Source organism: Enterobacter sp. 22452 (assembly GCF_052045065.1).
In the GTDB taxonomy this organism is placed as follows: Bacteria; Pseudomonadota; Gammaproteobacteria; order Enterobacterales; family Enterobacteriaceae; genus Enterobacter; species Enterobacter mori.
In genome coordinates, this window is record NZ_JBQEOB010000001.1 from 971,370 (window position 1) to 986,731 (window position 15,362).

The window sequence follows — 15,362 nt, forward strand, 5'->3', positions numbered from 1 at the left end:
TCGCTCCGGCGGGGTTTTTTATTGCCTGGAGAAAATATGCATTATAACACTGGCACCATCGCCATTAACGGAAACACCGCAACCGGCACCGGCACGAACTGGACGGCACCCGCCAGCCAGGTTCGCGCTGGCCAGACGATTATCGTCATGTCTAACCCAGTGCAGATGTTCCAGATTTCAGCCGTGAACAGCGGCACGTCAATGACGGTAACGCCTGCCGCTTCCCCGGCGCTGAGCGGCCAGAAGTATGGAATCCTTGTGTCGGACAATATCTCGGTCGACGGCCTGGCACAGGCCATGTCACAGCTCATCAAAGAGTATGACGAGAATATTGGCGCGTGGGAGACGTTCGCCACCACCTCAGCAAACCAGAGCATCACAGTTACCATCAATGGCACCCCTGTAACGATCCCCGGCATCGGCAAACTGGCGCAGAAAGGGAGCAACGGTGCGCTTGCAATCGCTGACGGCGGGACCGGGGCAACGAAGGTGGAAGACGCTCGCACAAACCTCGGTTTAGGAAGTAGCGCTACGAAGGACGTCGGAACGGCAGTCGGGAACGTCATGCAAGTGGGAGCATTTGGATTACCTACTGGTGATGCCAGGGTATTCAAAACAGACTCGGCAGTTGCTCCTGATGGGACAAACTTCAACAGCCTTACAGAGCCAGGAACTTATCGTTTACTTTTGGATATGTCGAAATCAACCTCAGGACCTATCTCAAGTTGGTATGGGTATGTTCAAAATTATGTTCGTATTGCCGACGTAGCGCTAACGCAGTTTTGTTTGCCATATCCAAGCCAAACTGATGCTGGACGATTTTTTTTCAGGGGTTACAACACCAATGCCTGGAGCCCGTGGAAGGAGATCATGACTTCAGCGGTGTCTGATAGAACTATGAAAAACATCGGTGATGACCTCGATCTGGAAGAGGCGCTGCTTAATATCTGCAGGATGGAATTCAAGCACTTCACTTTTAAGGATGATGAAACGCAGACCCCACGACGCGGGGTGATATCTCAGCAGATTGAAACGATTGATCCCGAATATGTGAAAGAAATAGGTGGCATACTGCATCTTGATCAGACGCCAATGTTGCTCGATGCGCTGGCAGCAATCAAGGCCCTGACAATCCGTGTCAGGGTTTTGGAAGAACAGGGCGCCACTAAGGTTTCAGTTCAGTAAGCTGTATCTGTATTAGTACAAACTTGATCTGGTACTGTTGCTGCACAGGGCTTAACCTAAGCTGAAAGTCCGCTCTGTGCCAGAAGCGGACATTGGAGAAATCTTGAATTTTAATTACACAGTGCCGATTAATACACCATCTGGTAAATAAGCCTGATTATACTATTTATTCACCAGGCTTCTTGAAAGCAATCAACCAGTACTTCAGCATGTTGAATTAACTTATCATTAATTCAACAATCTTTAGCTCTGATTTTTTGCTTGGTTGCAAGCTTAAAAAATCCTACGATCCGGGTTTTGTCACGCACAGTGTTGGGTCAAACACGGTCTTCCAGTCTTGCTTCATATCAACCACGGTCCAGCCATGCGCTTTTGCCTGCGTTAATCCTGCAACCAGTTTTCCACTGGCGGGTGGATGACTATCATAGGCGTATTCACGCGCGGCATCCGTATGATGTACCAGTAGACCGAAGGTTTTTGCGTCCGGATTGGCCGCCGTGTACTGCAACATGGCGAGATCGCCATCGCTATTGCCAAATGCGCCCACGGGACGCTGACCCATGAAAAGGTGGATCGCTACGGGCTTATTAGCCGCATCGTCATTGAAGGCCCCTGACATCGTCTTGGTAATTTTTGTCCCATCGCCGGATAACGCGAATTCGCCGAGCGAGAACGAGCCGATCACCTGTTCAGGCGGAATACCGTACATCTTTTGCGACAGTACGCGCATAAAATCGATACCGCCGCCGGAGACAATCCAGGTTTTAAAGCCGTTTGCTCGCAGGTAATCCAGCAGCTGGAGCATCGGCTGGTAGCCCATCTGGTCGTACTGGCAGCCAAAACGTGCATCTTTATGCGATGAAACCCAGTTGGCGACACGCTGATTAAAGTCATCCGTTGTCATGCCGCTGTGCGTGAGCGACAACAGGTGCATAAGCCCTTTTTCACCGGAAGCTGCGACGGTTTTGATGTCGTCTTTTAATACGGCCTGCACCAGTGGGTCTCTTGACCACCCTGGATTTTTCGGGGCCAGACGTTTGACCTCATCCAGCGCGAACTTAATCTGAAACGTCAGCGGCGCTTCCGGCCACAGGGTGCCGTCATTATCAAATACGACGTAGCGCTTTTTGGTGGGAATAAACGTTGGGCTGTCTGGGTTAGTGGTGTTTTGTACCCATTCCTCGATGGCGCGTTTGGCCGCCGTATCGTTCCATGCAGAGAGCGGTTCTGCCGTGGCGGTGCCGCAGAAGGCGCATAATGTCAGTGCGATTAACGTACTCTTCATCGTGAACTCCTGTTATCCGGGGTTTGTCCCGGAAGCGAAAGTGGTTGCCAGAATCGGCGCCAGCGGTGAGATAAGTAACGCGCGCTACGCAGTAAAGTGCGGCGGAAAATGAACATCAGCACGAGTAACCCGAGTCCACTCGCCAGCAGAAGCGCGCTCAGCCAGGTGAAGGCGTCGCGGCTGCCTTTTAACGCCGATTCCGCACCGGCGGTACGCGATGCGGCAACGGTATACTTGCTGCCGGGCAGCTCCGCGGTTTTCCACTGCTGATGGGTGGTATCCCACCAGCGCAATTTAATCGGCGGCAGCGTGACTTCACCTGCCACAACTGGCAGATAACGAAGGGTTTCCACCCGTTCTGCGCCTTCAATATCACCGCGCCCTGAAGTGACGAGACGGTTTTCTGGCGTCAGCCTCTGGGTATGTGTTCCGTTAATCGCGTAAAGCAGCGGAGGGATCTGGGCGGGCATCACATCGGTAGCACGGGCGGTGACCACGCGTTCGATAACGTCTCCAGCGCGCAGCGTTTGATCTTCACCGCTGCGGTAAATATTCACTTTTTGGCTGAGCGAGAGGCTGGCGGCGGGCAGGAAACGGTCAGGCTGTTCAACACCCTGTGGCCAGTTGACCTGCGTTTCCAGCGCCGGCAGTTTAACCGTCACGGGCGCTTGCCCGGAGGCGGTTAACGTCATTTCGAAGGCCGGTAAACCGAGCTTGCCCTGATCCCAGGCAGTGAGCTGGCGTTCCATGCGTATGCCGCTCCAACTGGTGACGCCTTCGTGACGGGTCAGGAGCTGATTCGGTGAAGTGCCGGTCAACATATCGCCATTTTCTATCGGGAAGCCGGGCCACTGCGGCGGTGGGTTAAACCAAGAATCGGTCCAGAACGTCACCGCTACGCGTACCGGCTGGCCCGGAACAACGTGCTCGGGGGCAATCAGTTCGCGGGTGACCGTCATTGCCGCCTGGCAGGGAAGCACCGCCAACAGTAATAACCAGATAAGCTTCATTGATCTTCTCCAGGCTGAGTGCGGTAGAGGCTTTCCAGCAGCCCTGAAGGTGAAACGGCCAGATTTTCATACCACTGATTCACCTGAGGATTGCCTCCGGCAATAGGCTGAATATCCTTTTGCTCCGCCCCTTGGTGGGACTTCAGGTCATGTTTGATTTCATCCGGTTTGTAATCTTCTTCCTCACTCTGCGCAGACTTATTCTCGCGCTCTTTTTGCCGCAGCTGCATGATGATCGCGGCGATCTTCGTACGGTTGCCCTGCGCCAGCTTCCAGTCCGGGCGCAGGCTTAACGCCCGGTCGTAGCTGTTCAGCGCCTGTTGCCACTGTTTTTGCTGGGCATAGCTATTGCCGATCCAGAGCAGGGTTTCCGGAGTTTGTTGGGCCTGGCGGAATGCGGCGGTGGCGGCGGGATAATTGCCCGCCCGATACCATGCAATGCCCTGCCGTAGCGGATCGCTATAATGCTGGGCCGCACGGGTGTAATCCCCGGCGGCAAATGCGCGCTGCCCTTGTACATCCGGGCTTATCCAGGCATCCAGCCAGGCGGCGTGCCCGTAAGGCTGCCAGAACAACAGCGGCGCGACTAAGACCCAGCAGAAAAGCTGGCGTCGCAAGAAAAACAGCAAGGCAAGTATTGGGATCGCCAGCATCCAGCCATCGTTACGCCAGTGTAAATCGCTGCGCGCATTGTTCTGCGCGGTGACGCTTTGCTGGATGTGACTCTGCACTACAGGCAGGTCGTCATCATCGGCGGTCACCAGCGTGACCGGGATGCCTTCGTCACGTACCTGTTCAAAGCGCGAAACGTTCAGTCGCGTATCGGTACCGCTGGCGGCATATTTCTCGGGTAACGCCCCCCCCTGAGCGGTTCCCGGCACCCAGATTTGGATTGGCGTTTTCTGTTCACCCAGCCACTTTGCGTCTTCCGGGCTGAGATTATCGGCAACCAGGATAATGCTACGCGGCGCGGCGGGCATATTGTGCAGCGCCAGCGAGACCGCATGCTGTAATCCCGAACCTTCGCCAGAGGGTAATAATGCTGGCGTTTGTGCATGCAGGAACTGCGAGTAAAACGCCGTGTCGACGGTCAGCGGGGTCGTCAGCCAGGCCCCGGCGTTATAGACCACCAGGCCAAAACGGGTACCCGGCATACGCTCCATCAGTGACATGATTTTGGTCTGCATCCGCTGATGTCGGCTGGGAGGCAGGTCGCTGGCAAACATCGCGGTATCCTGTTGCAAAATGACCATCACGTTGCTTTCCGGCGTCAGGGCGGCGGGAAGCTGACGCTGCCAGCTAGGACCGGCCAGCGCGATAACGCCAAGCATCGCCAGCCATGGCAACGCCCGGCTGAGTTTGTGCTGCCGTCCGACAATCAGCGCTTTCGCCAGCGGCTTATCCATAATCCGCGACCAGGCGCTACGCCCGGCGGAGGGTAACCACCACAGTGCGATGGCGGGGATCAGCAGCAGTAAACGCCAGGGGTATAAAAAGTGGAAATCACTCATACCATTCTCTCCCTGAACGCGCGATACAGATTGAAGGTCAGCAGTAAAATCAGCGCGGCGGCCAGCGGCCAGGCAAACAGTGGTATACGCCATGACCAGCCGATGCTTTTCACCTGCACAGGCGTTATGGCGTCAATCTCTTGCCAGACCGCATCCAGCGATGCCCCGCTGTTCTGCGCCGTCCACGCGCGCCCACCGGTGGTATGGGCGATGTCCTGTAAAAGACCTAAATCCACTTTGTCATCGCCGCCACTGTTCACGTCGCCAAATGCGATGGTGTGGACCTGTACGTGATGGCTGGCCGCCAGCTGCGCGGCGAGGCGCGGGGTCAGCTGTGAGGCGGTATCGTTACCGTCGGTCAGAAGAATAGCGAGTTTGCTGGCGTCATTGTTGCCACTGGAATCCAGCAGCTTCACCGTCACGCCCAGCGCGTCGCCAATCGCCGTCTGTTGCCCTGCCATGCCCGGTGCAAGCTGGTTGATACGGGTTTCCAGCGCCTGTTTGTCTTCGCTGACCGGCGCGAAGGGCCAGGCGCTGTTGGCAAAGATAACTAAACCAATGCGGTCAGATTTGCGGGCCGCCACGAATTTTTTAACCGACTCCTGCACCGCCTGTAGCCGGGTAATACCGCCCGCAACGTCGTTTTTCTCCATGGAGCCGGAAACGTCCAGAATCAGCATGATGTTGCGCATCGGTTTTTCAATATGCTGCGGTGGGGTGAGTAATTCCGGGCGGGCAAGCGCGCAGACCAGCAGCGCCCAGACCAACCAGAACAGCCCGGTGGATAGCTTTCCGCCACGGGCAGGCTGGCTGTTGAGCTGGAGTTCATTAATCAACCCAGGTAAAAAAGGCACCCGGACATACTCTTTCAGCGAGCGCTCTTTGGCCATCGCAAAGCGGCCTGCCAGCGGCAGGAGGAGCAGTAGCCAGGCCCACGGCCAGGCAAAGGCCAGTCGTGAGAGGTATTCAGACATGGGGTAATCCCTCAAACCAGGTGCGAAGCTGCATACGCAGCCGCGCGGTATCGGCATCGCTCAGCTGGTTTTCTGGCTGACAGTAGCGTTCGCAAAGATGCTGGCGCAGCACGTCATCCAGCGGGACGTTCTGCAACCATTGGGCTGGATCCAGCGCGCCGCTCACCTGTTCCCGCGGCTGATGCACCAGCAAAACGCGTTTCACCAGCAGCAGCCAGCTGTCTACCGTTTGCGGCTGAGTAAGAGCCGTCAGGGCCTGACGACGCCATAGGTTACGCCGCCATCTGGCGAGGCGAATGATGAAGAAAATCAGCAGCACAACCAGGATGATGCAGCCCAGGGCAAACCATCCCGGCGGCAGGGGAAACCATGACGGCGAATCGGGGAGAGCCGGTTCCGCCAGTTCGGGTACCGTAAATCCTTTCTCCAGCATCTAACCCCCTTTTTGTAGCTGTCGGAGTAGATCTCCGGCGACGACAATCTGCTTCACCTGGACGCCAAGCCGCGAGAGGCGCGACGCCTGTGCCGAAAGTCGTGCGGTGATGCTCTGTTTGATGCCGTCCTGTAGCGCGGGCGAGAGCGAAAATGCCGCCTCTTGCCCTTCATAGCGTGCGGCCAGTCGCCCGTGCGCAGGCAGGCGTAAATGCAGATCGTCGAGCATCACGAACGCGCTCACTTCCCCCCGACGGCGCAGCGCCGCCAGCAGCGCATCGCACTCGTTATCCAGATCGTGAAAGTCGCTGATTAATGCCACCCAGCAGCCGGTGGGAATCACCGGTAGGCTGTGGCGCAGGATGTCCGCCAGCGAAAGTGAATGGGGGGCTTCATGCGGATAGTTGTCCGCCACGGCGTGGTTGTACTGCACGACATCGTCGAGAAGCGCGGGCAGCGTAGCGTTTGGCGCACGGCATTTTCGCAGGGAAAAGTCCCGGTCGCCAAAAACGATGCCCCCTAAACGATCGCCATCGTGCCAGCTACGCCAGGCCAGCAGCCCGGCTGTTTTTGCCGCTGCGACGGATTTTGTCTGGACCCGCGTCGAAAAGAACATATCCCGTCGCTGATCGACCAGTAAAAATACAGGGCGCTCTTTTTCTTCGTTATACAGGCGGATCCACGGGGTGCGCATGCGGGCAGTGGCCTGCCAGTCGATCAGCCGGACGTCGTCGCCGGGCTGGTAGCGACGCAGGCTATCAAAGTTCAGTCCGCGCCCCTGCTGGCGAGACGTGCGTTCTCCGCCGAGCGCGCCCGGCGGGATCTGCCCGGGAGGATTGGCGATGGCTCGCGCATCAGCGGCAAGCTTCAGCAGCGTATCGCGGTCAACGCGAACGGCGCTGCTCATTATGCCACCACGGCGTCAAGCAGCATCCGCACGGCATCGTCCGGCGTGCAGTTGTCGGCGCTGGCCTGGTAGCTGAGCATCAGGCGGTGACGCAACACGGCCGGGGCTATCTTTTTAATGTCTTCTGGCAGTACCGCGTCACGGCCTTCCAGCCAGGCCTGCGCCCGGCCGCAGCGCTCCAGCGCCAGCGTACCGCGGGGACTGATGCCAAACGACAGATAACCGGCCAGCGTATCGCTCACCGACTGCGGATGGCGGCTTAAATCCACCAGGTTGACGATATAGTTTTCGACCGTAGAGGAGACGTGTATGGCAGAGATGGCCTGCCAGCATTCGGCAATTTCCTGCTGACTCAGCATCAGCGGATCGGGTTGTTCAGGTGCAGATGATGCGGCGTTGGTCAGCTGTTGATATTTTTTCTGCTGCTCGGCACGCACCAGCTGCATGACTTTCTGTTCGTTTTCTTTTGACGGGTAGTGCACCAGCACCTTCATCAAAAAACGGTCCAGCTGGGCTTCCGGCAGCGGCCAGGTGCCCTCCTGATCCACCGGGTTTTGCGTGGCGAGGACCATAAAAACGCCGGGCAGAGGCCAGCTGTTGCCCGCCACGGTGACGTGACGCTCTTCCATCGCTTCCAGCAGTGCGGACTGCACGCGGGCCGAGGCGCGGTTGATTTCATCGGCAAGGATGATATTGCCGAACACCGGGCCGGGGCGAAAGCGAAACTGATCTTCTTCGCGGGCGGCGTTTTGCTGATAAATTTCGCTGCCGGTGATGTCTGAAGGCAGAAGATCTGGCGTGAACTGAATACGACGATAATCCCCCTCAACGTGGCGTGCAAGTTCGCGCACGGCGCGGGTTTTCGCCAGCCCCGGTAACCCTTCCAGCAGCACGTGTCCGTCGCAGAGCAGGGCGATTATCAACATGCGTACCAGCTCTTCCTGACCAAGAACCTGTTCGTTCATCCGTTGTTCAAGCTGCAATAACTTTTCTCGATTTATCATCGGCGTAGCCCTGCAAAATCACGTTTGATTAGGGTTGTGATGCCCACCAGAATCGGCTCGGCATAGTTGAAAAAGGCTTTGATGCCCGGGCAAAGATAGTTCAGCCCCAGCTCGCCATCCGGTGCGCGCACAATGCGGTTTTTCGGGCATTCGCCCCAGCACAGCTTCAGATAGGGGCAGGTTTTGCAGTAGCTGGGCAGCATGTCGCGCTTGCCCATGCCGAAGGCTTTCTGCCGTTCGGAAAAAGCCAGGTGCGACAGCTGGGCGTGTTCAATATTGCCAATCTGGTATTCCGGATAGACGTAGTGATCGCAGGAAAAAATGTCGCCATTTTTCTCAATCGCCAACCCCTTTCCGCAGAATTCGGAATGGGTACAAATCTGCGCAGGCATCCCCATAGTCTGGGCGACCGCCGTTTCAAACAGATTGACCTGTACGCGGCCCAGATCGTTATTGACCCACTCTTCAAACACGGCAATCAGAAACTTGCCCCAGTCTTCAGGGTCTACCGACCAGTCGGTGACGATAGAATCAAGATCGCCGGGGCGTGCGCGTCGGCTACCAGTGATCGGAATGGTGTCATCCTGCCAGAACTGTGGCGCGGTTTGCTTAAAATCGACCGGTTCGACGCAGGGGTTAAACTGCACGTAGGTCGCGCCCAGTTCACGTATGACGAAACGGTACACTTCTAACGGAAAACGGGCGTTGGTGCGGTTTACTGTGACCAGCGCGTTAAACGGGACTCCGTGGCGCTTCAGGGCGTCAACGCCCGTCATCACTTTGTCAAATGTTGGTTTGCCGCTACGGGTGACGCGATAGCGGTCATGCAGTTCTCGCGGGCCATCAATGGAAAGGCCTACCAGAAATTGATGTTCTTTAAGAAACTCAGCCCATTTGTCATTCAGCAATACGCCATTAGTTTGTAAGTCGTTTTCGACGCGCTGACCGGGCTTTTGATACTGCTTTTGAAATTTGACGACCTTCTGGAAAAATTCCAACCCCATCAGTGTGGGTTCACCGCCCTGCCAGGAAAAGACCACCTGGTCGCCGTCCTGGCCGTCAATGTATTGGCGAATAAAATTCTCCAGCACCTCGTCGCTCATGCCGGTATGTCTGTCCTGATGAAGCAGCTCTTCTTTGTGCAGGTAAAAACAGTAGGAACAATCAAGATTACAGGTCGAGCCGGTGGGCTTGGCCATCACATGAAAACGGCGCTTGTATTCCGGTCCTTTGCCGTCATATTTTTCCGCCGACGGAAGCGCTTTAACCGGTAGTGTGGTGCTGTACTTCATAAAGCAGACCCCTAACAAGAAAACGTCACGACTCTTCAAAAAACGGGCAGGCTGCCTGAACAACCTGCCCGGAGGCTTAGGTTATTTATTGATATTAGAGCCCTGTTCCAGCATCGCCGAAGCATCGGAAATGGTGAACGAACCCGGTTTCTGACGCGGCGGGAACTCTTTAAATGTCGCCAGCATCTCTTTCGCGTATTTCTGCGCGCCGCCCATCAGGAACAGACGGTCGTAGAACCAGGAGTTGTAGCCCATACCGTCACTGCCTTTTTCCAGCGGATCGGCTTCGAGGTCGAAGATCAACGGGGTACGCAGTTTAGTGAACGGATATTTCCACAAATCAAGACCGGTATGCTCCTGAATCATAAAGTGAACTTTCCAACGGTCGTAGCGCATTGCCAGCAGGTCGCCGTCATCGCTCCAGTAGAAGAACTCTTTACGCTGGTTAGGGCCTTTGCCCTGGAGATAGTCGAGCTGGTTGTAGCCATCCAGGTGAACCTTGTAGGTAATGGACGGCGTTTTGTAACCTTTTAACAGCTCATTTTTAATGTTGGCATCACCCGCAGCGGCGACCAGCGTCGGGAACCAGTCGTTACTGCCGAAAATGCCGTCAATGATGGTGCCCGGTGTAACGTGGCCCGGCCAACGAATCATCGCCGGTACGCGGAAACCGCCTTCCCAGCCGGTGTTCTTCTCGCCGCGGAACGGCGTTTCGCCGGCATCTGGCCAGGTGGCCGTCATCGGGCCGTTGTCTGTGGTATAGACGAGAATGGTATTGTCTTCGATGCCGAGATCTTTAATTTTCTGCAGCACTTCGCCAATCATCTTGTCATGTTCCACCATGCCGTCAGCGTAGGTACCGAGACCCGTAGCGCCAATGCTCCCGTCTTTCAGGTGGGTTTTATTGTGCATACGGGTGGTGTTGAACCAGGTAAAGAACGGCTTACCGGCTTTAACCTGACGTTCCATGAAGTCGTTGTTGGCCGCCAGCGTTTCTTCGTCCACGGTTTTCATACGCTCAACGGTAAGCGGGCCGGTATCTTCAATCTTGCCGTCGGCGGTGCTCTTAATCACGCCGCGCGGGCCAAACTCTTTGCGGAAAGCAGGATCTTTCGGGTAGTCCGGGTTCTCCGGCTCTTCTTCCGCGTTCAGATGGTAAAGGTTACCCATGAACTCATCGAAACCGTGCGCGGTCGGCAGGAATTCATCACGATCGCCGAGGTGGTTCTTACCAAACTGGCCGGTGGCATAACCGAGTTGTTTCAGGATGTTCGCAATGGTCGGGTCTTCTTTTTGTAGACCCTGCGGCGCACCCGGCATCCCGACTTTACTCATCCCGGTACGGAACGGCATCTGCCCGGTAATGAAAGAAGAACGGCCTGCGGTAGAGCTTTGCTCAGCGTAATAGGAAGTGAACTTGGCACCTTCAGCAGCAATGCTGTCGATATTCGGGGTTTTATAGCCCATGGTGCCCTGATTATAGGTACTCAGGTTCCAGTAGCCGATGTCATCACCAAAAATGACGACGATATTAGGTTTTGATGAATCTTGTTTTGGCGCATTTTCCGCTGCGTTTGATGTTGCAGGTGCAGCATGAACAGTGGACACAGCGCCAGCTGCTAATGTCAGCACACTGGCAATCATCGTCCTTCTAAAGGGGACACTTTTTTGCATGGGGAAACTCCAGTTTTTAGGATGGCAAATTGAGTATAGCCAGGAGAAAAATATTTCATTCTTTTTCTGAATAAAATTAATAGGTTCTGTTCGAATGTTTACGATGGGTAACCAAAAGTCCGGCATTCTAAGGCGAACAATTTTAGGGAAATCTTCGGGAAAAAAGACTAGTTCAATTTGATAACGATATCTAAAGAAAAAAAGTTTAATAATAAATAATGAGTTAGCCATGGCTCATTATCTAACCAGAAGAAAGCAGTTGAAAACCATGGAAAAAAGAAAGGGAAAACCGAGTCTTCACTAACGCAAACTAATAAGAAAATTTTGTGTATTGATGCTGAAACGATTAATTTATGAGATTATCTTATTTTATACGTAATGCGTATGGCTGAGTATAAACACTGCCTGAATGAAAATGTTTATAAGATTCTACTATCATTCCTGGAGTGAGTAAGTCACATCCATTTGTTGATGAGGGCATTTCTGTACCGTTGGGGAAGAATATATCCTGCCAGGCCATCGCAGAAGTAAAAGGCTGGTCTATGCTCAGCTGTTGAAGATAAATAGTCAGTGGACTATTTAAAAAATAATAATTCCGTGGGTTGAGGGTAGAAATGAATCGATTTCTGATCGTTTTTCTGGCGGGCCTATTCACGATAACCAGTTTCATCTCACATGCCGCCGAACCTCGTCAGGAGCCTACGCCACAAGAGCGTGCTCGTACGGTATATATCTTCCATCAGCCGATCGTCATGCTACAGGCTAAATTTGGCCTTACGACTCCGGAAGAACGGGTTTTACGCATTAGAAATACACTGCGGAATTTCACTCAGGAGGACGTTCAGGAGCCGCTTAAACTTGTGCCAGTCATGCGTTATAACCAACCCGGCAAACTCATTGTGATGAACGGCAAGCCTGTGATGTTATTGACCCAGGGCGATCTTGATGAGGGGGACGATCTCACGCTTGATGAGGCTGCGAATCGAGTTCTGGCGCGAATGGAGGCACAGAGAACGGCATTACGTGACCAGTATAATAGTCGATGGCTGGCGCTTTCTGCGGTGAAATCTACGGCTGGTTTGCTTGCCCTGGTCGCATTTTGGTATGGATCTTATCGGTCATGGCGCTGGGTGAAACGTCTGTATCGCCGCCGGATTCGGGAGAACAGAAGCTGGATCCCCCAGAGCTGGCGACGCTTCATTGGCGCTATCGAAACGCGATTTTATGCGCTATTGACCATTTTACTTGGCATCATGGCGCTCTATGCTTGGTTAAGCTGGGCATTCGGCTTGTTTCCCTGGACTCGCGTCTGGGGCGCTTCCCTGGGGGATTGGTTCGTGCGTGCCCTCCAGGAGATTGCGCTCTCAATAGTTTCTGCCCTGCCAGGGTTGATGATAGTACTGATTATTTTCCTTCTCACCGCGTTCATTTTGAAATTGCTTAAAGTGGTACTTAACCAGGTGGCGGAAGGGCGTTTACAGCTACCAGGTATTCATCCGGAAACGGTTGGTGCAACCCGTAAACTCATCTCTGTGGTGGTCTGGCTTTTTGCGCTCTCTGCGGCATATCCCTTCCTACCGGGAGCCAATTCATTAGCGTTTAAAGGTGTCAGCGTCTTTTTTGGTCTGATGCTGACCTTGGGTTCTGCCGGGGTGATGAACCACGCGATGAGTGGGCTGGTGCTGATTTATTCCCGCGCGTTACGAAAAGGGGATGTGATTCGCGTGGCCGATAACGAAGGGCTGGTGAGTGAAATTGGCATGCTGGCCACCAAGATCATTACCCGCGAAAATTACGTGGTCACGGTGCCGAATGCGGTAGTAGTGAGTGGCAAAATTACCAACCTGAGCGCACAGAATGATGGCGGCGGCATCAATCTGACGGTTAGCGTGACTATCGGTTATGACACACCGTGGCGGCAGGTTCATGCTCTGCTAGAGCTTGCAGCCAGGCGAGCACTGGGAATCGACCAGGATCAACCTCCGCTGGTACGCCAGCTTAGTTTGATGGACTGGTATATCGCCTATGAATTACAGGTACGCCTAATACCCGGTCAATCATTAGCGGCAGCACGCAACGAACTTTATAGCCATATTCAGGATGTGTTTAACGAGTTCAACGTGCAAATTATGTCGCCGAATTTTGTCATGCAACCTGAGGGTTCCGTCACTGTTGCAAAAGAGAATTGGTACTCGGCTCCAGCTTTTCCTCCTGATGGTAATAAAAATGAAAAGGCATAATTGATTTCAGCCTTTCGGCAAGGGAACAGCATTTCGTAATGTAAATTGATAGGTGATACATGAAAAAATTGATACTGGTTTTCTTTGGGCTTGTTATTTCACAGACCACCCAGGCGAGCGCACTCTACTTCTATGAAATTGGCACAGAAGATACAGCTCTTGCAGGTGCTGGACAGGCCGCACGCGCGCAGGATGCGTCTACCATTGTAACCAACCCCGCAGGGATGACCCGGTTGCCAAACCATATGTTTACGGGAGGAATCCAGGCTATGGATGGCGATGTGTCGTATTCACTGGACAATGAGTCAGGACGTAAGAGCCCTGGGGATATCATGGGCTTTTTCCCGAATGCCAGCGCGTTCTATGCGCAGAAACTCAATGATGATTTCTATGCTGGTATGGGAATTTACGGCAACTACGGTCTGGGGATTGATTTTGGTAACTGGGCAGGGGACAGGTTGATCAAGAAAAGTACCATGGTTGCGATGACGCTCAGTCCTTCATTGGCTTACAAATTAAGCGACAGAGTGTCTGTCGGTGGTTCGGTAAATATAAACTACGGGTTCCTGTCATTAACACGTAATGTTAATGATAACGATGAAAAGGAAAAGGATCACGACTGGGCAATGAGCTATCGCCTGGGCTTGCTTATGCAACTGACCGATCTGACTCGGGTGGGTATCGCATGGACAAGTAAGACCGAATACGATTTTGATATTGATGGTAAAGCTCGCTTCCCAAATTTACCCAACGTTGAGTATGAGCTTCCTATCTCAGCGCAAGTACGAGCACCTCAGCAAATAATGTTAAGCCTGGTGCATGATATTAATAAACAATGGTCGGTCATGGGCGATCTTGGTTGGCAAGACTGGAGCCAGTTTGGCGCCCCGCAGATTACGGTGACAGGCCAGGAACTGGATAAAAAGAGCCGACTGAAGGATTCTTGGCATACCGCCCTTGGAGTTCAGTATCGCCCTTCTGAACAATGGCGCCTCAACGCAGGTGTTGCATATGACAGCACCATATATAACTCTCAAAGTAATGTTGCACTTACATTACCTACTGGCGATGAATGGCGTTTTGCCACAGGGGCACAGTATCAGATTACGCCGCAGAGCAATATTGGCGTCGCCGTATCTTACTTGCATATGCAATCATCGCACGTTCAGTCACCGACTCTCTACAGTGGTGGTTACAGCAACCCATATTTATGGTTTGCCAATATAAATTATAGTTATCAATTCTAATGGCGCTACTGGGTAAAAAGGTATGATCTTGTGTGGATATTCTTTCATATAGTTTTTCTAGAACAATATTTTTCATACCAGTTCCCTCCTTACTTACGTAAGCAAGCCTAAGGTAGGAATGTCCGCTTCTCGCTCAAAGCAGACTTTCAGATTTGTTTGTGTGTCGCCAGTGATAGCCGTGAGATCAACTCAGGGCTACCACTCATATACTGCAGCGTTGAATCTTTATCCGGTAGAGCAATGGCCACAGGCATGTCGACTAATCGAGAACGGCCTTGACAGGATACAGGGAGAGATAATTTATGGCGTGTCAATAATATGCCGTATGAAAAATTTCTAGTGGTAGCAAAAAATGGATGCGGAATGAGAAGGGGGGCTGGTGAAAATTTGGGGGCAAATTTGGGGGCAAATTTGCGCTGGGGGCGTGTTTTGGGGCACTAAATCGGCCTTTATTGTCCGATAATGTCCGTATAGGGATTTGATTAAGTCTTTGAAATATAACTAAGTTGTTGTTATTGAGACTGTTGTGATTTTAGCTGTGCAGTCTAACGCTGATTATGTTGTTGTGGTGATAAACATTGACTAAACCGGGGAAAAGCAT

12 protein-coding genes are annotated in these 15,362 nt (G+C 53.3%); 3 read left to right on the forward strand and 9 right to left on the reverse strand.

All coding sequences use genetic code 11. From position 1 onward, the window contains the following. Nucleotides 1-36 precede the first annotated feature (36 nt). Nucleotides 37-1,185 (forward strand): pyocin knob domain-containing S74 family peptidase, encoded by a 1,149-nt coding sequence (locus tag ACTJJA_RS04720; RefSeq protein ID WP_440666451.1) that lies wholly within the window; start codon nucleotides 37-39, stop codon nucleotides 1,183-1,185. A gap of 283 nt (nucleotides 1,186-1,468) precedes the next feature. Here the strand turns inward: ACTJJA_RS04720 and ACTJJA_RS04725 are convergent, their stop codons facing one another. The 9 genes from ACTJJA_RS04725 to ACTJJA_RS04765 all read right to left on the reverse strand — a co-directional run bounded on the left by ACTJJA_RS04725 (nucleotide 1,469) and on the right by ACTJJA_RS04765 (nucleotide 11,274). Next, complete coding sequence (locus ACTJJA_RS04725; protein WP_440666453.1) at nucleotides 1,469-2,470, reverse strand: HAD family hydrolase; 1,002 nt, start codon at nucleotides 2,468-2,470, stop codon at nucleotides 1,469-1,471. Next, nucleotides 2,467-3,480, reverse strand: a complete 1,014-nt coding sequence (locus ACTJJA_RS04730; RefSeq protein WP_440666455.1) for an oxygen tolerance domain protein — start codon at nucleotides 3,478-3,480, stop codon at nucleotides 2,467-2,469. The genes ACTJJA_RS04725 and ACTJJA_RS04730 overlap by 4 nt, the downstream gene beginning before the upstream one ends. Beyond that, nucleotides 3,477-4,991: a vWA domain-containing protein gene (locus ACTJJA_RS04735; protein WP_440666457.1), complete on the reverse strand. Its 1,515-nt coding sequence runs from the start codon at nucleotides 4,989-4,991 to the stop codon at nucleotides 3,477-3,479. Before ACTJJA_RS04735 ends, ACTJJA_RS04730 begins: the two co-directional genes overlap by 4 nt. Further along, on the reverse strand, nucleotides 4,988-5,965 hold the full coding sequence (locus ACTJJA_RS04740) for a VWA domain-containing protein (protein ID WP_440666459.1): 978 nt from the start codon (nucleotides 5,963-5,965) through the stop codon (nucleotides 4,988-4,990). Before ACTJJA_RS04740 ends, ACTJJA_RS04735 begins: the two co-directional genes overlap by 4 nt. Continuing rightward, nucleotides 5,958-6,398 carry a DUF4381 domain-containing protein gene (locus ACTJJA_RS04745; RefSeq protein ID WP_440666461.1) on the reverse strand — a complete coding sequence of 147 codons (441 nt, stop codon included), beginning with the start codon at nucleotides 6,396-6,398 and terminating at the stop codon, nucleotides 5,958-5,960. Before ACTJJA_RS04745 ends, ACTJJA_RS04740 begins: the two co-directional genes overlap by 8 nt. Then, a complete protein-coding gene (locus ACTJJA_RS04750) occupies nucleotides 6,399-7,304 on the reverse strand; it encodes a DUF58 domain-containing protein (protein WP_440666463.1) in 906 nt (301 codons plus the stop codon). Beyond that, nucleotides 7,304-8,308, reverse strand: a complete 1,005-nt coding sequence (locus ACTJJA_RS04755; protein WP_253898618.1) for an AAA family ATPase — start codon at nucleotides 8,306-8,308, stop codon at nucleotides 7,304-7,306. The genes ACTJJA_RS04750 and ACTJJA_RS04755 overlap by 1 nt, the downstream gene beginning before the upstream one ends. Next, nucleotides 8,305-9,600, reverse strand: a complete 1,296-nt coding sequence (locus tag ACTJJA_RS04760; protein WP_440666465.1) for an anaerobic sulfatase maturase — start codon at nucleotides 9,598-9,600, stop codon at nucleotides 8,305-8,307. Before ACTJJA_RS04760 ends, ACTJJA_RS04755 begins: the two co-directional genes overlap by 4 nt. A gap of 81 nt (nucleotides 9,601-9,681) precedes the next feature. Beyond that, a complete protein-coding gene (locus ACTJJA_RS04765) occupies nucleotides 9,682-11,274 on the reverse strand; it encodes an arylsulfatase (protein ID WP_440666467.1) in 1,593 nt (530 codons plus the stop codon). Between the two features lie 614 nt (nucleotides 11,275-11,888). Between ACTJJA_RS04765 and ACTJJA_RS04770 the strand changes: the two genes are divergently transcribed. Together ACTJJA_RS04770 and ACTJJA_RS04775 are read left to right on the forward strand one after the other, a co-directional pair. After that, nucleotides 11,889-13,514, forward strand: coding sequence for a mechanosensitive ion channel family protein (locus tag ACTJJA_RS04770; RefSeq protein ID WP_440666469.1), 1,626 nt, complete (start codon nucleotides 11,889-11,891; stop codon nucleotides 13,512-13,514). Between the two features lie 59 nt (nucleotides 13,515-13,573). Continuing rightward, nucleotides 13,574-14,761: an OmpP1/FadL family transporter gene (locus tag ACTJJA_RS04775; RefSeq protein WP_440666471.1), complete on the forward strand. Its 1,188-nt coding sequence runs from the start codon at nucleotides 13,574-13,576 to the stop codon at nucleotides 14,759-14,761. Nucleotides 14,762-15,362 lie beyond the last annotated feature (601 nt).